We start from the raw sequence: 25,037 nt of genomic DNA, 5'->3' as shown, positions 1-25,037 counted from the left end.
GCGGTGGCCAGCGGGCCCATCGCGTGGCCGAAGCCCAGCTTGCAGGCGATGTCGATGTCCTCGGCCGACGCCACGCCCGATTCGTACAGTTTCGCCACCTCGCTGGAGGACGTCACCCCGGACCTGCTCCGCCGGTGCCTGGAGGCGCCGGCCCGGGCATGAGCCGCCCAAGGGGCCGGAGCACGCGCGCCCGGTACGGCGTCCACCCGTCCCGGCGCCGGGTGGCCGCCGGCCGGTGGCCCGGTCCCGATCGCCCCACGGGCCGTGGCAGGCTGGACCCGTGAACCAGGCACCGCCACCGCAACCGGCCCCGACGCCGCCGGAACCCCGCCGGACCCCGCTCTACCTCGGACTCGCCGCGGACCTGCGGGCCGCCATCGCGGCGGGGGAGTACGGGTCCGGTGCCCGGCTGCCCGCCGAGGACGAACTCGCACGCCGCCACGGCGTGTCCAGGGGCACGGTCCGCCAGGCGCTGGCCGCGCTGCGCGCCGACGGCCTGATCACCTCGCGCCGGGGCACCCGCCGGGTGGTCCTGGCCGGCCCCCGTGCCGACGACGGGGTTCCCGAACTGCGGAGCTTCACCCGCTGGGCGCGCTCGCTCGGCGAGCGGCCGGGCGGCCGCACCGTCTCCGTCGACCGGGGCACGGCCGACGCCGAGGAGGCGGAGCGGCTGCGGATCGCGCCCGGCGCCGAGGTCTACCGCGTCCTGAGGCTGCGTACGCTCTCCGGCGCCCCCGTGATGGTGGAACGTACGGCGTACACCGGGGCGGTCGGCGCGCTCGTCGCGCGGATGCCGCCGGACACGGTCTCGTACTCCGAACAACTCGCCCTGCACGGGGTGCTGTTCACCGACGCCCGGCACATCATCGACCTCGCCGTCGCGGACGCGGACGACGCCCGGCTGCTGGGCTGCCGTCCCGGGGAGGCGCTGCTGCGGGAGCGGCGCCGCTCCACCGACCCGGCGGGCGTCCCCGTCGAGTGGTCGCAGGACCGCTACCTCCCCGGGACGGTCGCCTTCACCGTGCACAGTACGGCGGCCGGCGCGCTCGGCCGGCGGCTCAGCCCCTGAGCAGGAGCCGCTCCAGCATGGGCCGGAAGTGCGCGAAGTCCGGGGTCGCCCGGTCCGGGTCCTTGGCCTCCTCGTCCCAGCGCCGCACGGCCACCGCGTCGGCCGCGCCCGGGAGGGCCTCGAAGGCGCGGGCCTGCGCCCCCGTCATCGGACCGCCCTGCACCCGCAGGGTGTGCACGGACGCCTCGGACAGCAGGGCGGAGTAACCCGGCTCGACCGCGCACAGGTACCGCTTGGCGGCCACGTGCAGCCGCACCGGCCCGGTCACCTCCGGACCGAACCAGTGGGCCAGCCAGTCGGCCCCGGTGTGACTGTGCCGGTTGTCCCGGCCGCCCTCCATCAGGTCGCGGCCGGTCACGGCTCCGTGGAAGTGCCCCACGTCGTGCAGCAGCGCGGCGGCCACGAGGTGGTCGGGGGCGCCGGCGTCCTCGGCCAGTGCGGCCGCCTGGAGCATGTGCCCCGCCTGCGTGACGGCCTCCCCGAGGTACTCGGCGCCGCCCTCGCCCGCGAAGAGCGCGGCGATCAGGTCGAGCGGGCCAAGGACGGTCCCGGCTCCCGGCGTGCCATCGGCCCCGGGAGCGTCTTCGGCGTCGCGGTTCACGCGGTACCCCCCGCGCGGCGCAGCACGGCGAGGGTGGAGAGGAGGCCGTCCAGGTCCGCGTACGTCCCCTGGAGGTGACGCTCGCCCGACTCGGCGAACGCCGTACGGGCGTGCAGCAGACGGGTGTTGTCGAAGACGACGCAGTCGCCGGGCGCGAGCCGGAAGTCCAGCCGCAGTGCGGGGCGGAGCAGGAGTTCACCGAAGGTCCGGTACGCGGTGTAGAACGCCTCGACTTCGTCGGCGGGCCCGTGCACGGTGCCGGTGGACCGGTTGTTGAACCGGATCTCGCGGACGCGCCCGAGCGGGTCCACGTCGATCAGCGGCCGTTCGGCGCGCAGCTCGGCGCGCGCGTCGGCGAACACGAACTCCACCGGGGTGCGGGCCAGTACGGCGAAGGCGTGCGGATCCTCCGCGCGCAGCAGCGCGGCCGCGTGGAAGCCGTCCACGAGCCCGGAGTCACCGCCGGGCGCCCCGTTGACCAGGCAGTGCAGCAACTGGAGCGTGGGCACCGGGTCCCGGTAGGGATTGTCGGTGTGCGGCGCGATCCCCGCGCCGGTGAAGGCCAGGTTGGTGGGATCCGTCTCGACGCGTACCTCGAAGAGCTCGCCGTAGTTCGTCTCGCGGACGAAGCCGAACGTCCGGGCCACGTCGAGCACCGCCCGGTCCCGGACCGGCACGCCCCGCAGCAGCGCGAACCCGAGTCGCGCCACGCTCTCCAGCACCTCTTCGCGCACCCGCGGATCAGCCTCGTACGCCTCCCAGGCGGCCTCCGGAACCCGGCCGCGCAGGTCCGCCGCCGACCACAGCTCCTTGTCGGCCTCGGTCCGGCCGTCGCCGGGCAGGCCCCGGCCCCCGCCGCCCCCGCCGTCCCCACGGCCCGTGGCGCCACCGCCCGGCCCCGGCGCGTGGGCGGCGAGCCACGCGGCGTCGTACACGGACCGGTGGCCGTCCGGCTCCCACACCACCTCCCAGCCGGGCCCGCCCCCGGCGGCCGGCACGCTCCCGCGGGCCTCGCCCACGGAGAGGTGCGCGGGCAGGTCGGTGATCTGGAACAGCTTCTGGCCGTTGCGCGGATCGCGGCACGCGCCGCAGGGGCAGTTGTCGCGCAGCCAGAGCGCGGGCGGACCGGTGACCGCCGTCGTCGGCATCGGGGTGCTCATGGGGGATGCTCCCGTCCTCGTATCGCGGAGTTGTCTGTACAACTCCGCCCCCGCGCATGCTGGCAGCCCCCGGTGACGGCCAGGTGGCCCCGAGGGGAAGGTCGGGGGGCGGGACCCCGGTCTCGCTCCTGACCCTCGCGGCGGCCCTGGCCCTCCCGGTGACCGCCTTCACCGGCGCGCGCCGCCTGCGCCGCCGCCGTGCGCGCACGCAGACCTGACACCGCCGAGGCCGGAGGGGGCGGGACCGGCCGGGGCCCCGGCCTCGGGGGCCGCGCACGTCCGCGTTACCTTGCTGCTCTCGCATCGAGACCGACCGGGACGCGGTCCGTGTCCCGGAGGCTCGCTCTCTCGTCAGCGCAAGGACGGAACGTGCACCACCACAGGGCCGCGGTACGGGCCATCGGCGGACGTGGCGTCCGCATCGCGTCGGCCGGCGTCCTGACGCTCGGTCTGCTCACCGGCTGCTCGGCGGACTACGACGCCGACGACATCGAGTACGCCGGGGACTACAGCAGCCATCCGCCGCTGGCCGTGGTCGGGTTTCCGTCCACCGGAACGCTGAAGATCACCCAGCGGGTGGTGTGGCGCATCGCCGACGGGAAGGCCGGCGCGCTGGCGTCCCTGGGCGACCCCGCCCAGGACGAGGGTGTCGTCCGCAAGACGGCCGAGAACTGGATCGCCGCGTTCGGCGAGGGCGCCAAGGGGAAGGTCACCGCGGAGTTCTACGACGAGGGTTCGTACCGGCAGGAAGTCGTGCTCTACCTGCACGGCACCGGTCAGATCAAGCAGATCCACGTCCTGCCCCAGAGCGTCGACCGCAAGGACGTCTGGCGGGTGAGCATGGCCGAGCCGGACCCCGCGGAGGCCGCGGCGGTCGCGCCCTGGGTGCCGAAGACGCCCGGCGAGCTGGGCTCGACGATGCTGCGGTGACCGGCACGGTGACCGGTGCGGCTCCGGACGGACCTGCCTACCGCCCCGCGGCGGGTGCCGGTCCGGCCGGCAGCAGCCGCGCCGCGGTGATCCGGTGCAGGTGGATGACGATGTCGTGCGCGGACGCGAGCGAGACCGGGTACTCGGCTCCCGAGGGGCCGGTGTAGGCGGTGCCGATGCTCCTGGTGGTACGGGCCGTCGCGAGCCAGGTGCGGGCGGCGGGCGGTGCGGTGCGCAGGTCCAGGACGTAGTCGCGCGGGCCGACCCGGTCCAGGGTGTACTCGTTGCTGCCGGGTCGCGCCGGACCCAGGGTGTGGCGGCGCACCTTCCCGTCCTCACCGGTGGCGTTGAACGAGCCCCGGTCGAAGGTGGTGCCGATGCTCACGTAGCCCGTGCCCAGCCTGTCGCGCAGGAAGCCGCCCTGCACCTGCGGGTACTGCGCGGGGTCGCGGGTCTCCAGGGCCAGGTGCGCGTTGTGCGCCGACAGCAGCACCTTGTCCCCGGTGTTCCTCTGCCACCAGTCGACGTTGTCGGCCATCACCGAGTCCCGGTAGCGCATGCAGGCCGCGACCTGCGCGGGGTCGGCGAAGTCGAACGCGTAGCCCCTGGCCGTCTGGTCGATGGCGGTGGCGTGCTGCACGGCCCACGCGTACGCCTCCCCGTCGGCCGCGGCGGCGGCCCCGTCGGCCCCGGCCCCGGATCCGGGGCGCTGCTCCGTGAGCAGGGCCAGCGCGCGCCCGGTCCGGACCGCGAGTTCCCGCCGCTCGGCCAGCGGCTTCGCCAGGTACGCGTTCATGTACGCGTCGGCGGAGGCCGTCGGCCGCAGGCCGCCGTACAACCGGGTGATCTCCGGCAGGAGGGCGGGGCGGGCCCGGGCGACGTAGCCGGTCACCTGGTCGTAGAGCTCCGGGCCGGTGTAGGCGAAGTCGTCGCCCATGAACCGCACGGGATCCGCCGGATGCCGGACGTTGTACTCGCGCATCCACCGCAGGAGGCCGAGGTACTCGTCGCTGTTCCACCAGGAGTACGTGTTCTGGAACTCCTCGCGCATGATCTGCCGCACGTCGCCCTTGCCGTGCAGCACGTAGTCGTCGAGCCGCAGTCCGGTGCTCCAGCTGCCCTCCAGGGCGAACGTGCGGAAGCCCTTCTCCTCGACGAGGTAGCGGAAGACGCGGTGCTTCATCGTGAAGAACTCGTGCGAACTGTGGGTGGCCTCCCCCAGGCCCACCACCCGGGCGTCACCGACCATCCGGCCCACGGGGCGCAGGTCCTCCAGGGCGCCGGTGGGCTCGGTGGTGCGCAGCGGGTGGGCGGCGCGTTCCAGGGCGGGCACCGGCGACACCGCCGGGGCCGGCGGCGCGGCGGCGAGCACCGCCCCGAACGCGAGGAGCAGCAGGGCGGAAAGTGCGGAAGTGCGTTGTCTCATGTCCCCAGCCTCCCGGCCGGCGGCCATCACCACCATGATCCAAACCCCCGGTTCGGGGTGGGGCTGCCCCCACCCCCGGCCGGCACCGCGTTCCGGCCGGATCCGGGCGCCGCCGCCACCGCCCCGACGTATCGTCGTGCCATGCCCGGAACGGACGCCGGGAGACGCGGCCCCCGACGGGACCGGGGGGCCGCCGAGGACCCCCACCCGGAGGGGCCCGCACCGGTCAGGTCCGACGAGGAGGAGCGCCCGTGCCCGTTCCGATGATCATCGACTGCGACCCCGGACACGACGACGCCCTCGCGATCATGCTGGCCGCCGCCGACCCCGCGGTCGACCTGCTGGCCGTCACCACCGTCGCCGGCAACCAGACGCTGGAGAAGACCACCCTCAACGCCCTGCGCGTGTGCACCCTCGCCGGGATCACCGACGTCCCCGTCGCGGCCGGATGCGACCGGCCGCTGGTCCAGCCGCTGGCCGTCGCCGACGACGTGCACGGCGTCACCGGCCTGGACGGGCCGCGGTTCCCGGAACCCACCGTCGACGCGGTCCCCGAACACGCCGTGGACCTCATCCAACGGATCCTTCAGGACCACCCGGAGCCGGTGACCCTCGTTCCCACCGCCCCGCTGACCAACATCGCGCTGCTGCTCACCCGCTATCCCGGCAGCGCCGCCCGCATCCGCGAGATCGTGCTGATGGGCGGCTCCACCGGACGCGGCAACCGCACGCCCGCGGCCGAGTTCAACATCTACACCGACCCGGAGGCCGCGGACATCGTCTTCCGCAGCGGAGTCCCCGTCACCATGTGCGGGCTCAACGTCACCCACCAGGCCCTGGCCACCCCCGAGGTCCTGGCCCGCTTCGAGGGCCTCGGCACCGAACTGGGCGACACCTGCGCCGGACTGCTGGCCTACTTCGCCGCCGCCTACCGGCGCCTGTGGGGCATGCCCCACCCGCCGCTGCACGACCCCGTCGCCGTGGCCCGGGTCATCGACCGGTCGATCGTCGGCTGCGCGGACGCGAACGTCACCGTCGAACTGCACGGCCGGTACACCCGCGGCGCCACCGTCGTGGACCTCCACCGGTACCTGGACCGCCCGGTCAACGCGCGGGTCGCCGTCACCCTCGACGCCGACCGCTTCTGGGACCGCATGATCGCGGCCGTCACGGTCCTCGGCTCCCGTACCGCCGGACCCGCCGGACCGGAACCCGCCTGACTCCCCGGCTCCCGCACGGCCGGCATCGGGTACGTCAGCCCGCGACGGGGTAGATCAGGCCGCGCCGGCCCTCCGGGGACGACAGCCACTCCAGTTTCGCGGCCGTCTCGGTGCCCGGCAACGGCGTGTGGAGCACGATCGACAGGTCGGGGCGGGCCGGGACGCGCAGCCTGCGTCGACTCCACGTGCAGCGTGCCCACGACGGGGTGCTCCATCTCCTTGCGGAGCTGGCCGCCGGGCCGCACGTCGCGCTGCTCCCACAACGCGGCGAACTCCGGGCTGAGTTCCCTCGCCTCGGCGATGACCGCCCGGAACCCCTCGTCCCGCGGGTGCTCCGAACAGGCCGCCCGGAACTGGGCCACCACCTCGCACGCGACCTCCTCCCAGCGCGCGGAGCGGACCCGGTAGACCGGATCGGTGAAGAAGGCGACCAGGCAGTTCTGCACGATGTCCGGGCGCATCCCGAGCACCAGCGCGGCCGCCTCGTTGTACATCACCGTGTTCCAGTACACGTCCATGATGTGCGCGGGATAGGGCATCCAGGTGTCGATCAGCCGCTTCAGGCCGTGGCACATGTCCCGGTCGCCCGGGGCGACCTCCAGGGCGGGCGGGTTGAGCCCGGCCAGTACGTACAGGTGCCGGCGCTCCGCGCTGGTCAGTTTGAGGACCCGGCCCACCGAGTCCAGGACCTGTGAGGACACGGTGATGTCGCGCCCCTGTTCCAGCCACTGGTACCAGGACACCCCGACACCGGCCAGCACGGCGACCTCTTCGCGCCGCAGACCGGGCGTACGGCGCCGGGCTCCGCCGTCCGGCAGCCCGGCCGCCGTCGGCGTGACCCGGGCCCGCCTGCTCATCAGGAACTCGCGCAGTTCCGCCCGGCGGTGCCTGTCGATCGGTGTGGCCACGACGTTCCCCCTGCCGGCCCCCTGGTGGTGCCACCAACAGGATAAGTTCCCACTCTTCACGGGCATTCCCGCACCGTGAAGGTAGGGCCATGGCGACTGACACACAGACGACGACCAACGCCCCGCACACGGCGGATCCCGGGGACGGCAGGCTCACCGGCCGGGCCGGACTGGTCCTGTTCGTCCTCTGCGCCGCCCAGTTCATGGTGGCGCTCGACTTCTCCGTACTCAACGTGGCCCTGCCCGTCCTCGGCGAGGACCTGGGCCTGAGCCGGTCCGCCCTGCAGTGGGCGGTCACCGCGTTCGCGCTGCCCTCCGGCGGCTTCCTCCTCCTCTTCGGCCGCGTCGCCGACCTCCACGGCCGCAAGAAGCTGTTCCTGACCGGCCTCGCGGTCTTCGGCGCGGCCTCCCTCCTCGCCACCTTCGCCTGGGACCCGGCGTCCTTCCTGACCGGGCGCGCCGTGCAGGGACTGGGAGCGGCGATCATCGTGCCGACCGGCATGTCCCTGCTGACGACGACGTTCCCCGAAGGCCCCCTGCGCGACCGGGCGCTCGGCATCTCCGGCACGCTGCTGTCCCTCGGCTTCACCGTCGGCATGCTGCTCGGCGGGGTCATGACCGACACCCTCGGCTGGCGTTCGACGATGGCGCTGCTCGCCGTCGCCGCCGTCATCGTGCTCCTCCTCGCGCCCGGACTGCTGCCCGAATCGCGCAACCCCCGACGGCCGCGGCTGGACGTACCCGGCGCCGTGACCGTCACGGGCGGGCTGCTCGCGCTGATCTACGCCCTGTCGACGGCGGCCCAGCGCGGCTTCGGCGGGGCGGACGTGTGGGGCACGCTGGCCGCCGGGCTGCTGCTCCTCGCCGCCTTCGCGGTGGTGGAGTCGAAGGCCCCGGCCCCGCTGGTCTCCCTGCCGATGCTGAAGCGGCGCACGATCGCCTGGGGCAACATCGCGGGCCTCGTGACCTTCTCGATGATGTCGACGGTCGTCTTCGTCCTGACCCTCTACCTCCAGGAGACCCTGCACCTGTCAGCCTTCCGGACCGGCCTGGTCTTCGGCATCCAGGGCGTCGCGTCGGCGGTCGCCGGTACGTACGCCCCCACGCTCATCGGCCGCTTCGGCGCCCGCCGCACCCTCGTCGGCTCGCTGCTCGGCCAGGGCGTGTTCATCGCCGCGCTGCTCGGCGTGGGCGCGGAGTCCGGTGCCCTGCTGGCGACCGTGTGCGTATCGCTGGCCAGCATGTTCCACCTCGGAGCGATCATCTCGTACGGCGTCACCGTCACGAGCGGCGTGCCGGACGCCGAACAGGGCCTGGCCACCGGCCTGGTCACCACCACCCAGCAGGTCGGCATCACCATCGGCATTCCGCTCCTCGGGGTCCTGGCCACCACACAGGCGTCGCTCCTCGACGGCGTGCGGACCGTGCTCGCGATCGACGCGGCCGTCGTACTCGCCGCCGCGCTCCTGGTGGCGATCGGGCTGCGCCGCCGTACGGCCTGAGGGCACGACGGCGGGGGAGACCCGGGCGCCGGAACCCGGCCGGGCCTGCCCGCCCCACCCGGCCCACCCGGCCCACCCGCCTCCGGCGTGACGCGGATCACCTCGGGGAGAAAACCCGAGGCTCCTGACCGGCGTCTCTCAGGTGTGAAACGGGTGAGAGCGGCAGCGCCGCGGGAACTGGACGAGGAACACCTCCTGAGGCGGGTGGCCCGGGGCGACCGGGCCGCCTTCGAGGAGCTGTACCGGCGCACGTCGCCGTGGCTCGCGGTGCGCCTGCGCCGCCGCTGCGCCGACCAGCAGATCGTTGCCGAGGTCATGCAGGAGACGTTCCTGGCGGTGTGGCGCGCGGCGGGCTCCTTCGCCGGGAGCACGAGCGGGACCGGGGGTACGGCCGTCGGCTGGTTGTGGACGATCGCGGCCCGCCGCCTCGTCGACGCGTTCCGGCGCAGGGCCCACCACGCCGAGCCACCGCCGGCGGCCGCCGGGCACCCCGCCGCGCCCGCGGCGGAGGAGGAGGCACTGGAGGCCACCGTCGGCGGCGACGTCGGGGACGCGCTGCGGCGCCTCGCGCCCGAACTCAGGGACGTACTACAGGCCATGGTGCTCGACGGACTGTCCGTCCGGGAGACCGCCGTACTCCTCGGACTGCCCGAGGGAACGGTCAAGACCCGCGCCCGCCGGGCCCGGATCGCGATGCGGGAGGCGCTGGCATGAACGTGGAACACGCGTCGGCACGGCTCATCGACGGGTACGCCCGCGGCGACACGGACCTCGCCGCGGACGAACTGTGGGCCCTGGAGGCCCACCTGGAAGGCTGCCGTGTCTGCCGCGACCGGCTTTCGGACGCCGTCACCGCGGAGGCACCCGCCACGGCGGCCCTGACCGGGGCGGTCTGGTCCGCGCTCGGGCCCCAGCTGGACGCGGTCGCCCCGGCACCACCGCGCCGACGCCTGGCGCGGTGGTCGGCGTGGACGACGCCCGCCATGACGCCGTGGCTCGCGATGATCCTGGCCGTGACCCTGCTCGCGCTGCTGCTGGACGCGCTGGGACCGGGCTCCGGCCGGGTCTCCCTGGTGCTGCTGCTCGCCCCCGTCCTGCCCGTGTGCGGTGTGGCGGCGTCATGGTCGCGCGGCCTGGACCCGGCGTACGAACTGACCGCCTCCACACCGCGGGCCGGGCTGCCACTGGTGCTGCGGCGCACCGTCTCCGTGCTCACCGTGGTGATCCCCACGCTGCTGGCCGGGCAATGGGCGAGGGGGGCGACCGGGGCGACGGGAGTGACGGGGGTGACGGCCGCCCAGTGGCTGCTGCCCTGCCTCGCCTTCACCGCCCTGACCCTGGCGCTCGGCGGCCTCATCGGCATGACCCGCGCCGCCGTCGCCCTGGTGGCCCTCTGGACCGCGGCCGTGGCCGCGCCGACCCTGGCCACGAGCCGTACGGCCCTCGTGCTCGGGACCGACGGCCTGCCGGTGTGGGGACTGCTCCTCGCGCTCGCCGTCGCCGTCGTGATCGCCCGCAGGCGCTCCTACACCGTCCCGGGAGCGCACGCGTGACCCCCCTCGCCGTACCCCGGACCCACCTCGAACCCACCCCGGACGACCCACCGCACGAGCCCCGACAGCAGAGGAAACGCACCATGCCCGCAGTGAGCAGGGCCGACATCGCCCCCACGGCCTACGCCTGGGAGATCCAGGCGACCGGGCTGAAGGTGAAGGCCGGCAGGAACCGGATGGCCGTCGACGGACTCGACCTGAGGCTGGGCACCGGGGTACACGGACTCCTCGGCCCCAACGGGGCGGGCAAGACCACCCTCATCCGGGCCCTGGCCACCGTCCTGCGCCCCGCCGGTGGCGAGCTGGAGCTGCTCGGCCGGCCCGCGGGCGGCCTGGGCGGGCACCGCGCGCTGCGCCGCCGGATCGGTTACCTCCCGCAGGAGTTCGGCTACTACAAGCGGTTCACCGTACGCGAGTTCGTCGAGTACATGGCGTGGCTGAAGGAGGTGCCCAAGGCGGACATCCCCGCGGCGGTGCAGCGCGCCGTCGAACGGGTCGGTCTGGCCGACCGCGCCGACGAGCGGATGAAGGCCCTGTCGGGCGGGATGGTGCGGCGGGCCGGCATCGCCCAGGCCATCGTCAACGACCCGGCGGTCCTGCTGCTGGACGAACCCACGGTCGGCCTGGACCCCGCACAGCGGCTGCGCCTGCGCGAACTGCTCCAGGAACTGGGCACGGACGCCTGCGTGGTCGTCTCGACGCACCTGGTGGAAGACGTGGCCGCCGCCTGCACCGACGTGCTGCTCTTCGCCGAGGGGCGGCTCGTCTTCCAGGGCTCCCCGGACGAGCTGGCCGCGGCGGGCGGCCCGGAACACGTGGGCGACAGCCCACTGGAGCGCGGCTACTCGGCGCTCCTCGTCGACCCCGTACGGACGCGGGGCGCCTGGTGAACTCCCGCATCCTGCGCATCGAACTGCGCCGCTCCGTCGCCCCGTGGGCCGGCGCCGCCGTCCTGGCGGCCGCGCTCGCCTTCCTGCACCTCATCCCCGGACCGTGGTGGAACGGCACCGCGCCGTGGACGGCCCAGTGGACGTCCATGGCCCTGTGGACCCGGTTCCCGCTGATGTTCCTGTGGCCGCTGGCCGTGGGACTCGGGGCGCTCCAGGGGCTGCGCGATCACCGCTCGAAGATGTCCGAGCTGCTGACCGGCACCCCGCGGCCCGCGCGGCACCGCGCGGCCGTCCTGGCGGGCACGACGGCGTTCACCCTGGTGTCGGCGTTCGGGCTCCTCGTCCTGCTGGGCGCGGTCCGGGTGCTCGTGAGCGGTGCCTCGTACGCCCACCTCGGCTGGCTGCCCGTCTCGCTGGTGGGGGCGCTCGCCCTGGCCGCGGGAGCCGCGCTCGGCATGGGGGTCGCCCGGGCCCTGCCCTCGATCCTCACCCCGCCCGTACTGGCCGTGGGAGCCTTCCTGTTCACCACCCTCGTACGGCAGACCACGGACGCCGCGGTGCCGACGTCGGCCGCGCCGAACCGCCTCTCGCTGCTGTCGCCCGCGGTGCCGGAGGTGCGCGAGACGCTCCTGACGCTTTCCGCCCCCGTGCACCTCGGGCAGACCGTCTGGCTGCTCGGCATGGCCGCGACGGGCCTGGCGCTGCTGGCCGCCACCACGCCGCGCGTGCGGCTGCTCGCCCTCACCCCCCTGGTGGCGGGCGGGGCCGTCGCCCTGCTCCTGCTCCCGGCCGGCCCGCGCGCCACGCACGTCGTCGACCGGGCCGCCGCGGCGCCGGTGTGCGACGGCCCGGTGTGCGTGACGACCGCCCAGCGGGCACGCCTCGACGCCCTGGCGGGCCCCGGCAAGGAGGCGTTGCGCCTGCTGGGGGCGGCCCTGGGCGGCCAAGCACCCGCCACCGTCCACGAGACCACCGTCCCGCGGGCGCTCGGTGACACCCCGGAGCGGTCGCGCGACTCCGTACTCGTCGACTTCGACGACGGGATGATCGCCGGCGCCGCCGGCGGCGAGCGGCTGACCCGGGCGCTGGTCGCCCAGGGCATGGCCCCGGTGTGCCACCCCCGCAGCGCCACCGAGAGCGGCACCCTGGACGAGGCCGCCGCACAGAGCATCGGGGCCGCCTGGGCACTCGGCGAGGACCTCCGGCCGCTCGACGGGACCATGCACGCCGCGAGCCACCAGGAAGAGGTGGCCCGCCCGGTGTGGGAGGTGTTCACCGCGCTGCCGCGGCCGGAGCAGCGGCTGCGGATCGGCGCCATGCACGCCGCCGCCGTCTCCTGCTCGGGCGACGTGCTCGCCGCGCTGACCGGCGGGGCGTCCGGGTGAGGTGGTCGGCGCTGTACGCGCGCTCGCGGCAGGCCCCCGCCTCGCTCGCCGCGGTGGCGGTCGGCGCGGTGGCGCTGTGCGCCCTCGCCCGCCTCGGCGGCGGGGGGCCGGGCGACCCCCGGCTGGCCACCCTGCTCCTCGCCGCGGGCGCGACGGCCCTCTCGGTCGGACTCGGCGGCCAGGACCTGGCGTTGGACCGTACGGCGGCGATCCGCTGGATGCCCCGCAGGGCGCTGCACGTGCTGCTCTGCGCGGCGCTCATCGGCGCGGTGCTGCTGGCGGTGCGGACGGCGGGCGGCCAGCCGGCCGGCGTCGAGTTCACCGTGCGCAACAGCGCGGGGCTGATGGGACTCGTCGCGATCGGGGCGGCCTGGGGCGGGAGCCCGTACGCGTGGATCCCGCCGTTCGCGTGGCTGTCGGCCTCCCTCGTCGCCCCGCCCGCGACGGACGTGGCGACCCAGGTCCTGACCTGGATGCTGCTCCCGCCCGGCACGCCGGCCGGGACCTGGACGGCCGTCACCCTGGCCGTCACCGGCACAGCGGTCTACGCGGCCGGCGGCCCGCGGCGCTGACCGGCCCCGCGGGTCCGACCCGCCAGAGCCCGGGCGGCGCCCCGCCCGACGGAAAACGCCCTACGCCGCCGACGGCGTAGGGCGTTCGTGCGCCGGCACGATCAGCGGAGGGACTCCACCGCCGTGCCGCGTCGTTCCGGACGCAACGTCAGCACCACGGCACGACGGTGTAGTTGTGCACGTACCGGGCCGACACCCAGCCGCTCGGCTGACCGTGCAGCCGGTACCAGACAATGTTGCCCTCGACCCACTTGGCCTGGACCAGGCAGGACAGCCTGACCTTGTCCCAGGGGCGCAGGGAGCCGACCACACGGGCTTGGGTGGTGGCGTTGGCGCGGACCTTGACGCCGGCCGAGCTGACGACCAGCCCGTCGGCGTACGGGACCGCCGCCAGCGCGCCCCCGGCGAAGAGAACGGCTGAGGCGGCGGCCGCCGTACCCGCCACCGCGATCCTTCTGAACATGCGCATCTGCGTCTCCCGAACCTCACGACTGACCCGGCACGCACCGAACGCGGCCGTGGAACGACCCTGCGCCGCCGTTCGCCGTCCGGCCGTCCGGCACACCGCACGGTCCCTCGGACGGCGGAACGTCCCGGCCGGAGGCCCGGGGGCTCCCCGGGCCGGACGCGCGCCGCCGCCCTCGGGCCCGCGGCGGGCGGCCGTCAGCGGAGCGAGGCGCCGTACACGTTGTCCACGGTGATCGTCACCAGCACCCTGCGGTCGGACACCATGACCGCCCGGTACTCGTCCCAGTCCGGGTGCTCGCCGGAGGCGAGGCGGTAATAGTCCACCAGGGCCTGCACCTCGGGGCCGTGCGGGTCGGTACCCGGCCCGACGAGCGTCACCGTGCCCTCGGCGGTGGCCCACGTCCAGCCGTCCGGACCGGTCACCTCCAGCGCGGCCCGCGGGTCGCGGCGCAGGTTGGCGGTCTTGGCGGTCCCCTCGGTCGTCGAGACCCGGATGACGCCGGCGGTCCGGTCGTAGGACGGGAGGACGGGGGAGAGCTGGGGGCGGCCGTCGGACTTGAGCGTCGCGAGCACGCCGAGCCTGCTGTTCGCGAGCAGCTCGTGCGGGTCGAAGGGGTTGCCGGTGGGGTGTGCCGTGCTCGCCGTGTTCGTCGTGTCTGCCATGTGGGCCTCAACCCGGGACCCGGCGCGGTGTATTCCGGTCAATCGGGAGCCGATGATGCGGAACCGATTCTGCTCCGCGTCGTTGACGTGCTGGGTGCACCCGCCCGCTCCGGGTCTCCGTTCCCCGGAGCGGGCTCCGCGCCCACACCGGCCGCTGCCCGGACGGCACTCGCTCGTCGTGCCCTCCCCGGGGTTCACCCTGCCCCGCACCACGTTGAGCACCCTCGCCGAGGACCTGGCCTCGCGCGGCTACGTCGTCGCCGCCGTCGACCACGCCTACGAGTCGGGCGCCCCTTCCTCATGCTCGGAGGAGACCCGGCCCTGCTGCCCCCGGACTTCGAGGACCCGACCTGGGACCAGGGCTGGGAGCGCCGCGACGGATGGAAGCGATGGCTGACCGTCAGCACCGGCGGCCACCACGCCTTCACGTCACCGGCCTGTCCTCGGGGAACAGGCCGGTGACGTGGACCCCAACTCCCCGCTGCCGGGCACCCGGTCCCGGCAGATCACCCGCGCGTACGGGGACGCGCTCTTCGACCGGCACCTCCGGGGCGTTCCCCAGCCGCTGCTGGACGGGCCGAGCCCGGCCCACCCGGAGGTGCTCTTCCACGCCGGCCCGCCGTCGCAGCGCCCGTAGCCCTCACCCGCCTCGCCCGCCTCATCCGCCCCCGCCGCATCGCCCCTCGTCAGAGCCGTGCCGCGGCTCGCTCGTTCAGGTGACGCCCCGCCTCCCCGCCCCGGCGGGGAGGCGGGGCGGTGCCAGGATGGCGCCCGAACCACACGTGTGAGCGCCACGGGATCCGCCGGTGAACCGGGGAGGAGCCCCGCCGCGCGGAACAGGGGGCGCGGCGGTGACCGACTCCGTAACGGATGCCCGATCCCGGATCCTCGGCGTCATGCTGCTCGTGGCCGGCTGGCTCGTCATCGGCTGGGCGCTGACGGCGGCCCACGAGGCTGCCTCGGCCACGTACGCGGGACGGCCGGTGTGCGACGGGAAGGCGATGCGCCCGGGCGACGCGTGCCTGGGCGGCGGCCCGAACAGCGGCCCGAACAGCGGCACGTACGAGGAGATCGTCCGGTACCGGACCGCGCACGCGAAGGCGAACGCCTGGAACACCGTGGAGACCGCCGGGTTCGTCGGCGCGGGGCTGGTGTACGCCGGGGCGGTCACCGCCCGTACCACCGGCCGGCTGCGGGAGCCGCTGCGCACCGGGCTTGTCCTCGGTGCCGGCACGGTACCGATGCTGGCCGTCGCCGCGGCCCTGTGGCCGCTCCAGGCCCGGGTGGAGGCGGCGTCTCCCGTGCCGGTCGGCCTGCTGGGCGTCCCCGCGGCGGCCGTCACGGCGGCCCTGGTCGTCTGCGCGACGTCCGCCTACCTGGCGACCGTCTGGGACGCCCCCCGGCGGGGCCCGCTCCCCGGGACCGGTGCCGGGTCCGGGACCGGCCCCGGGGAGAGGGACGGGGCCGGGGCGCTGCGCAGAACGGTGTCCGCGGCCTTCGACCGGGGCGAGACGGACGACCCCTGGGCCGCCCGCCGGATCACGAAACCGGTCCCGGCGCACTACCCGCTGTTCGTCGTGCGCGGCGTACAGGCCCTGGGCACCGTGGTGTTCGCGGCGTCCTGCCTGCTCGGCGCCGCCCTCCGGACGCACTCCGCGGGCCCGCCCGGCTGGCTCCCGGCCCTCGGGGTGGGCGTCGGGGGCCTCCTCTTCACCGTCCACGGGGTGCGCTTCCCCCGCCGCGGCCCCGCCCGCGGCCCGGTCCGCTGGGGATACGCGGCGGCCGCCGCGGTCTCCCTCGCCGCCGCGGTGGGCGAGCTGACGTCCTTCTCCGCGGTGACCTGGCCGGGCCTGCTGAGCGTCGTGGCGTTCTCCGCCGCGTTCTGGACGCTCGCCTCGTGGTTCGGTACGACCCTGCCGAACCCGCCGGTCGCGGGCCGGATCGTGTACACGGTCCTGGGCGTGACGCAGGTCCAGGTGGCGGCCGTGGTGGCGTTCGCGGCGAGTACGTCCACGTCCCCGGTGGCGTCCGGGGCCGCGGCCTACGGCACGTCCGTCGTCGTCCTCGCGTGGGTCTGCACATCGTTCGACCGCGCGTCGAAGACCGAGGCCCTCGGCGCGGTGCCCCCGGCCGTGTCCGCCACCTGCTCCGCCGCCTCGTCCCTGCTGCTGGCCGCCACCGCCTACCGCGCCGCCGTCGCGGACGCGGGGTGGTTCGTCTGGGCCATCGCGGCGGGCTGCGCCCTGATGAGCGTCGTCCACGCCCACACGGCGGCGGTCCGGGCGGCCGGGGCGGACCGGCGTACGCCGTCGGGCAGCGGCTGAGTACGGGCGACGGGGCCGGGCGGAGCGGTCAGGTGCGCTCGAAGCGTTCCCGGCGCTCGACCCGGTCCCGGCCGACGGGGCCCGGCGGGCGGGGCACCGTCTTCCCCGCGCGCACCCACTCCCGCTCCAGCCGGTCGTAGATCGGCGAGTCGGACTCGGTCCAGGACACCCGGAGCGGTCCCGGGACCCCGGCCGCCGCCCGCGCTGCGAACATCGTCTCCTGCATGTCCGCCCAACGATCGCGCGCCCCGGGACGTGGCGGCACGTGACCGTTTCGTCATCACCCGGCCGCCGGCACGGCCCGCGCACAGACCCCCGCGCAGCCCGCCGCCCAGGCCGCCCTGCCGACCGCCACGCCGGGATCCGCGCCGGGCGCCCCGGGCGCCCGCCCGGTGGGGGATCATTCAGGCGCCGGGACGCTCGCGGAAAGGGGCAAGGACACCGATGCCGACCACACCGGACGCCGTGGGGACCGTCCTCGGCGAGCTCGTCGCGAACGCCGCGGCCGATCAGGGCGGCGCGCTGTGGCGGCTGCGCGACCCCGGCCGTCAGCTCGACGCCAACGTCGTCCGGCTGCCGCCCGGTGCCGAAGTCGCCCCCCACACCGAGGCCGACCTCGACGTCCTGCTCGTCGTCGTCGCGGGCACCGGTCACCTCACCCTGGACGGCGCCGGCCGCGAGGTGAGCCGCGGGTCCCTCACCGTCCTGCCGCGGGGCGCTTCCCGCGCCCTCTCGGCGGGCCCGGACGGGCTGGTGTACCTCACCGCCCACCGGCGGCGCCCCGGGATGGGCATCGGACACCGTCCCCGGACCGACGCCGCGGCCCCCTGCGCGCTGCACCTGGTCTGCGGACAGTGCCACCGCCACGCGATCGAAGCCGACGCACGCTTCTGCGGCCGCTGCGGCACCCCGCTGAAGCGCCGGACGCAGGACGGCTGACCGGCCGCGACCCGGGGACGGAGGGGCAGCGACCGGACGCACCGCGCTCCCGCGTGCGCCGGAGCGTCAACGGGGCGCCAACAGAATGCTTTCTTCGGCATCACCTGAGACTTCTGCTGTCCGGGTGGGCTGACGCGGGGCAGGAGAAGTGCCACGATGATCCGTGCTTCAACAGAGTGCCGGGTCGGTGCGCGGGGAAAGCGGCGGCGCGGCACGCCCTGGCAGCCCTACGCCACGAAGGGGCGGACATCACATGAGCGCTTCACCATTCGTATCGTCCTTAGGCGGCGGTCAGTTCGTGAGCGATGACGACAAGGTGCGGCTGTACTACAGCCGCAAGACCCAGGACATCCTGTACAAATACGGTCCGGGGCCGCGCGTGCACTTCCACGTAGGGCTGTTCGCGGACGGGGCCCATCCGTACACCACCGTGGCCCAAGGCGCCCTCAAACAGCGCATAGTCGAGTCGCAGGAGGCGATAGTCGAGCACGCCGCCCGCTCCTGGGGCGCGTACGAGAAGCCGCCCCGCCGGCTCCTGGACATCGGCTGCGGCCTCGGCGGTACCTCCCTCTACTGGGCGCAGGAACACGGCACGTCCGTCACCGGCCTCACCGTCGCCGCGGAACACCTGCCGATCGTCGCCCGCCTCGCCGCGCAGGCGGGGGTCGGCGACCGCGTCATTCCCGTGCTGAGAGACGTCCACGACCTCGACGAGACGCACGCGTACGACGCCGTCTACGCGAACGAGAGCAGCGGCTACACCGACCGCGCCCGGCTCTTCGAAGTCGTCGCACGGGCGCTCCGGCCCGGTGGGTGGTTCGGCATCCAGGAGCACTTCGTGGTGCGTCCCGAGCCCCGCGGGTTCATCGACGGCTACTACCGGACGCGGCTCGGCACGCGCGCGGAGTACCTGGCCGCCGCCGGGGCGGCCGGCTTCGAGCTGGAGCAGGACGAGGACGTCACCGACCGGGTGGCCGAGTTCTGGGTGCAGTCCATGGCCTGGAACACCGCCGAACTCGACCGCCTGCGCGCCGGCGCCCCGCCGTCGACGTGGACGGCGCAGCGGCTGGGGGAGTCGACGATCGTCCACAGCAAGCTGTTCCGGATCTGGCGCGAGCACGCGATGGAGACGCGGCTGCTGCGCTTCCGGATCGGAGGCTGAGGCATGGACGTCACGCAACGCCCCCGCCCGTCCCGGCTCGGATCCGAACTGCCGCCGTTCTACTGTCCCTTGGAACGCGAGCTGATCCACCCCGCCGCCAAGGAGGTGGAGGCGCGGGCGGTCGGGTGGCTGGACGGGTTCGGCCTCTACCCCGACCCGGTCGAGCGTGCCTGGGGGCTGGCCACGCACAGCGCCGACTTCTCGTGCCGGATCATCCCCCGGGGCGACGTGGAGGCCGTGCTGCTGTTCACCGAGTGGAACTACTGGGCCAACGCGGTCGACGACTGGCAGGACTCCGGGGCCGCGGACGTGCGGACGGCCGCCGTGGCCGACCACGGGGTGCGGTTGCTGCGCACCCTGGAGGACCCCGGAGCGGGCCTGCTGCCGGACGGTCCCGTGACCCGCGCGCTGGAGGACCTCGTACGGCGGACGCACGCCATGCTGACCCCGTTCGAGCTCCGCGGATTCGTCGAGGGAACACGGGACTGGCTGCTCGGAGCCGCCTGGCAGGCGGCGCAGGCCGAGCGGGGGACGATGCCCGGGCTGAACGACTTCGTCGCCATGGGAGGGCTGGCGAACGGCACCCGCTTCTCCCTGACCTGGTCCGACGTCGCGGGCCGGGTCCGGCTGCCGGCGGACACCCTCTGCGCGCCGGCCCTGCGGGCCCTCACCGACGCGGCCGGCTTCGTCGTCAGCGCCGACAACGACCTGTTCTCGTACGACAAGGACGACCACCTCGAACCCCGGGAGGTGAACCTCGTCAACGTCATCGCCCATCAGGAGCGCTGCTCGCCCGCCGAGGCGCTGCCGCTCGCCGTCGCCCTGCGCGACCGGGTGATGGGCCTGTTCCTCAGACTGCGGACCCGGCTGGCGGACGGGGCCGACCCGCCCCTCGCCCGGCACCTGGAGGGGCTGGGCCACTACGTGGCGGGCTGCATCGCCTGGCAGAGCCGGGCACCCCGGTACGCCAGCCCCCGCAACCGCCACGAACTCCCCGATCCCGGGGCGCGGTTCACGATCCGGTACGCCGACCGGCCCAGCCACGCCGGTACGGAGCCGCCGCCGCTGCCGGCCCTCGCCCGGTGGTGGCGCCAGGAGCACGCCTGAGGGACACCGCGGGCCCCGGACCGGACCGGCCCGGGGCCCACGGGCCGGTGGTCGCCTCCGCGCGGGGGGCCGGTCAGCCCAGGCCGAGCAGGCGGCGCCACCAGCCGGCCCGGCGCCGGTGCTGGGCCGGCACGTGGGCGGGGCCCGTCGGGGGCCGCGGCGGGACCGGCGCGTGCGCGGGATGGCCGGCGGGCCGTTCCGGGTACGGGTACGGGTGGTCGCCCCCGTCCTGGACGGTCCGGGGGGCGAACCGCACGGGCAGCGCCAGCAGGTGACGCGACATCAGGGTGCCGCGCCAGCGCAGGTCGCCCGCGGCGACGGCGAGCTGGAGGTCGGGCAGCCGGTCGAGCAGCACCTCGATCCCGGTGTCCGCGATGGCACGGCCGATGTCCTGGCCGGGGCACTCGTGCGGCCCGCTGCTGAAGGCGAGGTGCGAGCGGTTGCCGTGGACGGAGGCGTCGGGGTCGGGGCGGATCTGCGGGTCGGCGTTGCCCGCGGCCAGACCCAGCAGGACCATGTCCCCGGCCTTCACCTGCTGCCCGCCGAGCAGGGTGTCCCCGGTGGCCCAGCGCCCGATGATCGTGTTGATCGGCGGGTCGTCCCACAGGACCTGCTCGAGGGCGTCCGGCAGCGTCAGGTGGCCGCCGGAGAGGCTGGCACGGAACCGCCGGTCGGTCAGCACGGTCCGCAGGGTGTTGGCGATCAGGTTGGCGGTGGTCTCGTACGCCGCGATCAGCACCACCCGCAGGTGCATGAGGACTTCGGTGTCGCTCAGGCTCGCGGGGTGCTCCAGTAGCCAGGAGGCGAGGTCGCGGGCGGGCTGGACCTTCCGCTCGGCGACCAGCTGCTCCAGGGTGGCGGTCACGTACCGGTCGCTCTCCAGGGCCGTCTCCGTTCCCTGGAGCATGTCCCGCGCCGCCTTGACCAGCCGGGGCCCGTGTTCGTCGGGCGCTCCGACGAGCTGGGTCATCACGAGCATGGGGAGCTGGTCGGAGAAGGCGGACACCAGGTCGGCGTGCCCGTCGCCGGCGATCCGGTCGACGAGCTGGTTGGCGAACCGGGTCACGTAGCGGCGGATGCCGCGCTTGTCGAAGCGCTGGAGGGACTCCACGACGGCCCCGCGCAGCCGCTCGTGCACCGGGCCGTCGGTGAAGTTGCACACCGGAACCCAGGTGACCATGGGGCCCAGCGGCGTGTGGGCGGGGACCCGGCCCTCCTTCAGGTCGCGCCAGAACCGCGGGTCGCGGGCGAACCGCGACGGGGTGCGGGCCACGTCCAGGTTCTCCCGGTGCCCGAGGACCAGCCAGGCCGGGAGGTCCCCGCTGACCAGCACGGGCGCCACCGGGCCGTGCTCGGCCCGCAGCTTTTCGTACAGGCCCATCGGATCGGCCTCCGCCTCCGGCCCGTGCAGCCGGCGCGGGCCGCCCGCTGCCGCCGGGGCGTGGGCCGGGCACTGGGGCGGGGGGACGGGGTTGGTGCTCACAGTGCCTCCGGGGTTGCTGCCTGGGAGTGCAGGTAGCGCATGAGGGTCAGCAGGACGTCGCGGGACGAGTCCCGTCTCCTGGCGTCGCAGACGAGGATCGGCACCGCGGGGGGGAGGTCGAGGGCCTGGCGCAGCTCCTCGATCGGATGGTCGGGGGTGTCGGGGAAGGAGTTGACGGCCACGACGAAGGGCACGCCCCGCTCCTCGAGCCGCCCGATGACGTCGAAGCTGATCTCGAGCCTGCGGGTGTCGAGGAGCACGACCGCGCCGAGGGCGCCCTCGAACAGGCCGCGCCACAGGAACCAGAAGCGCTCCTGGCCGGGCGTGCCGAAGAGGTAGAGCACCAGCTCGTCGTTGATGCTGATGCGGCCGAAGTCCATGGCCACGGTCGTCGTGGTCTTGCGTGCCACGCCGCGCGTGTCGTCCACACCGACGCCCGCCTTCGTCATGGTCTCCTCGGTCGTCAGCGGTTTGATCTCGCTGACCGCACCGACCATGGTCGTCTTGCCGACGCCGAAGCCGCCCACGACGACGACCTTGACGGCGGCCGCCGCCGACTGGGGGAGTATGTCCTCGCTCCGGGGCCCGGCGGGCGCGTCAGAGCTTCTGTAGTCCATCGATCACTGCCTCGATCAGAGCAAGGTCGGGAAGTTGGGCGGCGGGCACGGGCGGGCGGACGAACACCCGCTTCTCGGTCAGCAGGTCGCTCACCAGCACGGTGACCGCGCTCACCGGGAGGCCCGCGTACGCCGCGATCTCGGCCACCGACAGCGGGGCCTGGCACATCCGCAGGATCGCGGCGTGCTCCGGCTGCATCTCGGGCCGGGCCGCCGCCTTGGCCACGACCAGGGTCACCAGATCGATGCGGGCGGTGGTGGTCGGTCCGCTGCGGCCGCCCGTGATGACGTAGAGCCGTTCGGGGCTGGCGTCCTCCCAGCTGGGCGGCGGTTGCCTCACGCGAGTTGCCCGTCATGTCGGGGCGGGCTGCTCAGGTGCTCTCCAATCCGGCTCACGAGGGCCCGCATCTGCGCCCCCATCAGGCCGGCGTCGACGCCCTCGTCGGCGAGGACGGCCAGGTAGGAGCCGTCACCCGCGGCCATGAGGTAGAAGAACCCGCCGTCCATCTCGATGACGACCAGGCGCATCCGGCCCTTGGAGTAGGGCAGTTCCGCGGCCACCGCCCCGGCCAGGCTCTGCAGGCCCGCGCAGGCCGCCGCCAGGCGGTCGGCGGTGTCCGTCTCCGCTCCGAACTGCGCCACGCACAGGCCGTCGGCGGAGAGCACGATCACGTGTCGCGTCTGCGGCACTCCGGCGGCCAGGTCCTTGAGCATCCAGTCCATGCTGCTTCGCTGTGTCATCACTGCTTACGTCCCTTTGGTCGCTGTGCCCGACGGGTCCTCGCCGCCCTGGCCGGGCGTCCCGGACAAACCGCTGTGGAAGGCCTCCAGCCACAGGCCGGGGGCCTCGTCCGGCGCGGTCCGCGGCGCCGCGGCGTACGGGATGTCGGGGGTGTTGGCACGGTCCTTCCGGCGACGCTGCGGCAGGCCGCCCGCCGTCCGCTCGCCGACGTGCACGGTCTCTTCCTCGACGGCAGGCCGGGACCTGGCCGCCCCCGCGGCCGGCGCGCGCACCGCCGGGTGGTCGGCGGGGTGCTCCCGCGGCGCGGGCGCCGCCGCCCTCGGACCGGAGGAGGAACCGATGCCGTGGGCCAGGCCGGTCGCGGCCGAGGTGCTGGTGATCAGGTCCTGCGGCACGATGAGCACCGCCCGGACACCGCCGTACGCGGAGGAGCGCAGGGCGACCTGGAAGCCGTACGCCTGCGCCAGCCGGCCGACCACCGCGAGGCCGAGCCGGGGCGTCTCGCCCAGGTCGTTGAGGTCGATGCCGGTCTGGGCCTGGGCGAGCATCTGCTCGGCCCGTTTGCGGGCCTCCTCGCTCATGTTCACCCCGCCGTCCTCGATCTCCACGGCGATGCCGGACTGGACCTCGACGGCCGTCAGGTGGACCCGGGTGTGCGGCGGGGAGTAACGGGTGGCGTTGTCCAGCAGCTCGGCCAGCGCGTGGATCAGCGGTTCCACCACGGGTCCCACGACGGCGACTTCGGAGACCGAGTGGAGCTCCACCCGCTGATAGTCGATGATCCTCGACATCGCCCCGCGCAGCACGCTGTACAGGGTCACCGCCCTGCTCCACTGACGGCCCGGGCGGGCCCCGCCCAGCACGGAGATGGAGTCGGCGAGCCGCCCGACGAGCGCGGTGCCGTGGTCCAGGCGCAGCAGGTCGCCGAACACGTCCGGATTCCGGCCGTGCCGGTCCTCCATCTCCCGCATCTCCTGGGCCTGCTGGTGGACGATCGCCTGCACCCGGCGGGCGATGTTCACGAAGGCCCGCTGCGCCGAGTCGCGCAGGTTCTCCTCGGCGTCGACCGCGTCGACGACCCGCGCGAGCACGCTCTGCAGGGCCGCTCTGAACTGCGTGGTCAGGGCGGGGTCGTTGCCCCACCGGTTGCCGTACCCGCCGCGCCCGCCGAGCGAGTTCAGCACCTCCTCGGGAAACTCGCCCGTGCGCAGCCGCTCGATGGCCTCGGGCAGCACCACCTCGGAGAGGTGCACGGTCTCGGCTTCCTGCCGGGACAGGGCGTGGTGGAGGGCGGCGACCTGGTCGCGCTGCGCCTCCATCGCGCGGCCGCGCCGCAGTGCCTCGCACAGGGCCACGACGGTGCAGGCGGCCCCGATGGCGACCCAGGCGGTCCGGGACGGGCCCGACGAGGTGACGAGGGCGCCGGCGAGGGAGGCGACGGCCACGGCCGCGATCGTGGGCAGCAGCCGGCTTATCCCCGTCTCCGAGCGGGTGGCTTTGCGTCGGAAGTTTTCTCGCGCCATCAAGTTCCTCGAACCGTCGAAAGAGGGCATTCCTATGACCGGTGGGCGAGCATAACGGCGTCCAACTCGGGTTTTCCGGGGTTTCGTTGGAGTTCATCGGACCGAAGGAACGAATACGGGCCATTGTCGACACGCGGATGAATAGCGGCCGCTGTATGTACGTGGGTTCCGTCGGAGAAACCAAAGGTCCGCCGCATTGCATTCGAACGAGAGGGGCCAATTCGAACGTAATCTTCGATATATTCCGGCCGCAAGGCGGGCCCGGCGCCCGGCACGGGGTGGCGCGCACCCGCACCGCAGGTGTGCATGCCGGGCAGCACGGGCATCGCGCCGTACCGTCGGCCGACCTCTCCACCGGCCGGGACCGGCCCGGTGCTCGCGGGGGTCCTCGACGCCGGCCGGGGCGGCCCGCGGCTCCGTTCGGCGGATCCGGGGCGGGATCGGGGTCCGCGGCGCCCGGAATGGATACGGATGGTGTGTCGCTCCGCGTCCGGCCACCTCCAGGGAGACTCCGATGAGCCGCATCAACCGACGTGACCTCGCGCTGCTGGCGCTGCGGGCCGGGACCGGGGCCGTGCTGATGGCGCACGGTACGCAGAAGCTGTTCGGGTGGTTCGGCGGCGGCGGTCTGGAGAAGACCGCGGCCGCGATGGAGCACATGGGCTTCACCCCCGGGCGGCACAGCGCCGTCGGGGGGCCGGGCGGGGGGGCGGGGGGCGGGGGGGGCGGGTGGGTGGCTGGAAACAACTATAAAAACAAAAAAAAAAAAAAAAAATAATTATGAGTCAGATGA

At 74.4% G+C, this 25,037-nt stretch carries 28 protein-coding genes and 3 pseudogenes; 18 read left to right on the top strand and 13 right to left on the bottom strand.

The genetic code is table 11. From position 1 onward, the window contains the following. The coding region (locus ABT106_RS22045; RefSeq protein ID WP_351279950.1) for a 3-hydroxyacyl-CoA dehydrogenase family protein at window positions 1-116 on the bottom strand (116 nt) is incomplete at its 3' end. Window positions 117-280: 164 nt separating this feature from the next. Between ABT106_RS22045 and ABT106_RS22040 the strand changes: the two genes are divergently transcribed. Further along, entirely contained in the window at window positions 281-1,069 is a 789-nt protein-coding gene (locus ABT106_RS22040; protein WP_351279948.1) for a GntR family transcriptional regulator, read from the top strand. Here the strand turns inward: ABT106_RS22040 and ABT106_RS22035 are convergent. Together ABT106_RS22035 and tmpA are read right to left on the bottom strand one after the other, a co-directional pair. Continuing rightward, a complete protein-coding gene (locus ABT106_RS22035) occupies window positions 1,059-1,670 on the bottom strand; it encodes a phosphonate degradation HD-domain oxygenase (RefSeq protein WP_351279945.1) in 612 nt (203 codons plus the stop codon). The two genes, ABT106_RS22040 and ABT106_RS22035, sit on opposite strands and share 11 nt — an antisense overlap. Continuing rightward, window positions 1,667-2,830, bottom strand: coding sequence for a 2-trimethylaminoethylphosphonate dioxygenase (tmpA, locus tag ABT106_RS22030; RefSeq protein WP_351279943.1), 1,164 nt, complete (start codon window positions 2,828-2,830; stop codon window positions 1,667-1,669). Before tmpA ends, ABT106_RS22035 begins: the two co-directional genes overlap by 4 nt. A gap of 56 nt (window positions 2,831-2,886) precedes the next feature. On the opposite strand from tmpA, the gene ABT106_RS22025 reads away from it, so the two are divergent. Both ABT106_RS22025 and ABT106_RS22020 read left to right on the top strand, forming a co-directional pair. Further along, window positions 2,887-3,048 carry a hypothetical protein gene (locus ABT106_RS22025; protein WP_351279940.1) on the top strand — a complete coding sequence of 54 codons (162 nt, stop codon included), beginning with the start codon at window positions 2,887-2,889 and terminating at the stop codon, window positions 3,046-3,048. A 151-nt stretch (window positions 3,049-3,199) separates the two neighbouring features. Beyond that, window positions 3,200-3,760 carry a hypothetical protein gene (locus tag ABT106_RS22020; RefSeq protein ID WP_351279938.1) on the top strand — a complete coding sequence of 187 codons (561 nt, stop codon included), beginning with the start codon at window positions 3,200-3,202 and terminating at the stop codon, window positions 3,758-3,760. Between the two features lie 37 nt (window positions 3,761-3,797). Here ABT106_RS22020 and ABT106_RS22015 read toward each other — a convergent pair whose 3' ends face one another. Further along, window positions 3,798-5,186, bottom strand: a complete 1,389-nt coding sequence (locus ABT106_RS22015; protein ID WP_351279935.1) for an erythromycin esterase family protein — start codon at window positions 5,184-5,186, stop codon at window positions 3,798-3,800. A gap of 251 nt (window positions 5,187-5,437) precedes the next feature. Between ABT106_RS22015 and ABT106_RS22010 the strand changes: the two genes are divergently transcribed. Further along, complete coding sequence (locus ABT106_RS22010) at window positions 5,438-6,406, top strand: nucleoside hydrolase (protein WP_351279933.1); 969 nt, start codon at window positions 5,438-5,440, stop codon at window positions 6,404-6,406. Window positions 6,407-6,440: 34 nt separating this feature from the next. Here ABT106_RS22010 and ABT106_RS22005 read toward each other — a convergent pair. Beyond that, window positions 6,441-7,263: pseudogene (locus tag ABT106_RS22005) on the bottom strand (helix-turn-helix transcriptional regulator). Window positions 7,264-7,403: 140 nt separating this feature from the next. Between ABT106_RS22005 and ABT106_RS22000 the strand changes: the two are divergent. The 6 genes from ABT106_RS22000 (at window position 7,404) to ABT106_RS21975 (ending at window position 13,216) form a co-directional block, all read left to right on the top strand. After that, the gene (locus ABT106_RS22000) at window positions 7,404-8,816 is read left to right on the top strand and encodes an MFS transporter (protein ID WP_351279930.1); all 1,413 of its coding nucleotides are present in this window, start codon (window positions 7,404-7,406) and stop codon (window positions 8,814-8,816) included. Window positions 8,817-9,020: 204 nt separating this feature from the next. After that, window positions 9,021-9,530 carry an RNA polymerase sigma factor gene (locus tag ABT106_RS21995; RefSeq protein WP_502979449.1) on the top strand — a complete coding sequence of 170 codons (510 nt, stop codon included), beginning with the start codon at window positions 9,021-9,023 and terminating at the stop codon, window positions 9,528-9,530. Continuing rightward, the gene (locus tag ABT106_RS21990) at window positions 9,527-10,369 is read left to right on the top strand and encodes a zf-HC2 domain-containing protein (protein WP_351279924.1); all 843 of its coding nucleotides are present in this window, start codon (window positions 9,527-9,529) and stop codon (window positions 10,367-10,369) included. Before ABT106_RS21995 ends, ABT106_RS21990 begins: the two co-directional genes overlap by 4 nt. Window positions 10,370-10,452: 83 nt before the next feature. Next, the gene (locus ABT106_RS21985) at window positions 10,453-11,259 is read left to right on the top strand and encodes an ATP-binding cassette domain-containing protein (protein WP_351279922.1); all 807 of its coding nucleotides are present in this window, start codon (window positions 10,453-10,455) and stop codon (window positions 11,257-11,259) included. Continuing rightward, window positions 11,256-12,644 (top strand): hypothetical protein, encoded by a 1,389-nt coding sequence (locus ABT106_RS21980; protein WP_351279919.1) that lies wholly within the window; start codon window positions 11,256-11,258, stop codon window positions 12,642-12,644. The genes ABT106_RS21985 and ABT106_RS21980 overlap by 4 nt, the downstream gene beginning before the upstream one ends. After that, complete coding sequence (locus tag ABT106_RS21975; RefSeq protein ID WP_351279916.1) at window positions 12,641-13,216, top strand: hypothetical protein; 576 nt, start codon at window positions 12,641-12,643, stop codon at window positions 13,214-13,216. The genes ABT106_RS21980 and ABT106_RS21975 overlap by 4 nt, the downstream gene beginning before the upstream one ends. Before the next feature lie 148 nt (window positions 13,217-13,364). On the opposite strand, the gene ABT106_RS21970 is transcribed toward ABT106_RS21975, so the two are convergent. After that, the gene (locus ABT106_RS21970) at window positions 13,365-13,685 is read right to left on the bottom strand and encodes an SH3 domain-containing protein (protein WP_351279914.1); all 321 of its coding nucleotides are present in this window, start codon (window positions 13,683-13,685) and stop codon (window positions 13,365-13,367) included. 194 nt (window positions 13,686-13,879) lie between these two features. Then, a complete protein-coding gene (locus ABT106_RS21965; RefSeq protein ID WP_351279912.1) occupies window positions 13,880-14,347 on the bottom strand; it encodes a PPOX class F420-dependent oxidoreductase in 468 nt (155 codons plus the stop codon). Between ABT106_RS21965 and ABT106_RS21960 the strand changes: the two are divergent. The 4 genes and pseudogenes from ABT106_RS21960 to ABT106_RS21945 all read left to right on the top strand — a co-directional run. After that, window positions 14,346-14,588: pseudogene (locus ABT106_RS21960) on the top strand (hypothetical protein); the annotation flags it as partial. The gene ABT106_RS21965 and the pseudogene ABT106_RS21960 overlap by 2 nt on opposite strands. 59 nt (window positions 14,589-14,647) lie before the next feature. Continuing rightward, window positions 14,648-14,809 (top strand): hypothetical protein, encoded by a 162-nt coding sequence (locus ABT106_RS21955; RefSeq protein WP_351279952.1) that lies wholly within the window; start codon window positions 14,648-14,650, stop codon window positions 14,807-14,809. Window position 14,810: 1 nt separating this feature from the next. After that, window positions 14,811-14,984 carry a hypothetical protein gene (locus ABT106_RS21950; RefSeq protein ID WP_351279910.1) on the top strand — a complete coding sequence of 58 codons (174 nt, stop codon included), beginning with the start codon at window positions 14,811-14,813 and terminating at the stop codon, window positions 14,982-14,984. A gap of 214 nt (window positions 14,985-15,198) precedes the next feature. Further along, window positions 15,199-16,671 carry a hypothetical protein gene (locus ABT106_RS21945; RefSeq protein ID WP_351279907.1) on the top strand — a complete coding sequence of 491 codons (1,473 nt, stop codon included), beginning with the start codon at window positions 15,199-15,201 and terminating at the stop codon, window positions 16,669-16,671. A gap of 28 nt (window positions 16,672-16,699) precedes the next feature. On the opposite strand, the gene ABT106_RS21940 is transcribed toward ABT106_RS21945, so the two are convergent. After that, entirely contained in the window at window positions 16,700-16,897 is a 198-nt protein-coding gene (locus ABT106_RS21940; protein ID WP_351279904.1) for a hypothetical protein, read from the bottom strand. A gap of 218 nt (window positions 16,898-17,115) precedes the next feature. On the opposite strand from ABT106_RS21940, the gene ABT106_RS21935 reads away from it, so the two are divergent. The 3 genes from ABT106_RS21935 (at window position 17,116) to ABT106_RS21925 (ending at window position 19,879) form a co-directional block, all read left to right on the top strand. Beyond that, window positions 17,116-17,610 (top strand): hypothetical protein, encoded by a 495-nt coding sequence (locus ABT106_RS21935; RefSeq protein ID WP_351279902.1) that lies wholly within the window; start codon window positions 17,116-17,118, stop codon window positions 17,608-17,610. A 298-nt stretch (window positions 17,611-17,908) separates the two neighbouring features. Further along, window positions 17,909-18,772 (top strand): SAM-dependent methyltransferase, encoded by an 864-nt coding sequence (locus ABT106_RS21930; RefSeq protein WP_351279899.1) that lies wholly within the window; start codon window positions 17,909-17,911, stop codon window positions 18,770-18,772. 3 nt (window positions 18,773-18,775) lie between these two features. Next, window positions 18,776-19,879: a terpene synthase family protein gene (locus ABT106_RS21925; RefSeq protein WP_351279896.1), complete on the top strand. Its 1,104-nt coding sequence runs from the start codon at window positions 18,776-18,778 to the stop codon at window positions 19,877-19,879. 73 nt (window positions 19,880-19,952) lie between these two features. Here ABT106_RS21925 and ABT106_RS21920 read toward each other — a convergent pair whose 3' ends face one another. Genes ABT106_RS21920 through ABT106_RS21900 form a run of 5 tightly spaced genes read right to left on the bottom strand, consistent with a single transcriptional unit; the run spans window position 19,953 to window position 24,244 of the window. Next, window positions 19,953-21,362 (bottom strand): cytochrome P450, encoded by a 1,410-nt coding sequence (locus ABT106_RS21920; RefSeq protein WP_351279893.1) that lies wholly within the window; start codon window positions 21,360-21,362, stop codon window positions 19,953-19,955. Further along, complete coding sequence (locus ABT106_RS21915; RefSeq protein WP_351279892.1) at window positions 21,359-21,979, bottom strand: GTP-binding protein; 621 nt, start codon at window positions 21,977-21,979, stop codon at window positions 21,359-21,361. The genes ABT106_RS21920 and ABT106_RS21915 overlap by 4 nt, the downstream gene beginning before the upstream one ends. Beyond that, complete coding sequence (locus ABT106_RS21910; protein WP_351279889.1) at window positions 21,960-22,319, bottom strand: DUF742 domain-containing protein; 360 nt, start codon at window positions 22,317-22,319, stop codon at window positions 21,960-21,962. The genes ABT106_RS21915 and ABT106_RS21910 overlap by 20 nt, the downstream gene beginning before the upstream one ends. Then, window positions 22,316-22,720 (bottom strand): roadblock/LC7 domain-containing protein, encoded by a 405-nt coding sequence (locus ABT106_RS21905; protein WP_351279886.1) that lies wholly within the window; start codon window positions 22,718-22,720, stop codon window positions 22,316-22,318. Before ABT106_RS21905 ends, ABT106_RS21910 begins: the two co-directional genes overlap by 4 nt. Before the next feature lie 6 nt (window positions 22,721-22,726). Beyond that, window positions 22,727-24,244, bottom strand: coding sequence for an ATP-binding protein (locus ABT106_RS21900; RefSeq protein ID WP_351279884.1), 1,518 nt, complete (start codon window positions 24,242-24,244; stop codon window positions 22,727-22,729). Between the two features lie 514 nt (window positions 24,245-24,758). On the opposite strand from ABT106_RS21900, the pseudogene ABT106_RS21895 reads away from it, so the two are divergent. After that, window positions 24,759-24,965, top strand: a pseudogene (locus ABT106_RS21895) (DoxX family membrane protein); the annotation flags it as partial. Window positions 24,966-25,037 lie beyond the last annotated feature (72 nt).

Origin of the sequence: Streptomyces sp. NPDC002044 (assembly GCF_040296725.1) — a bacterium.
GTDB classification, from domain to species: Bacteria; Actinomycetota; Actinomycetes; order Streptomycetales; family Streptomycetaceae; genus Streptomyces; species Streptomyces antarcticus.
The sequence above is the reverse complement of the archived record's forward strand: the minus strand, read 5'-3'. Positions and strand labels throughout refer to the sequence as shown.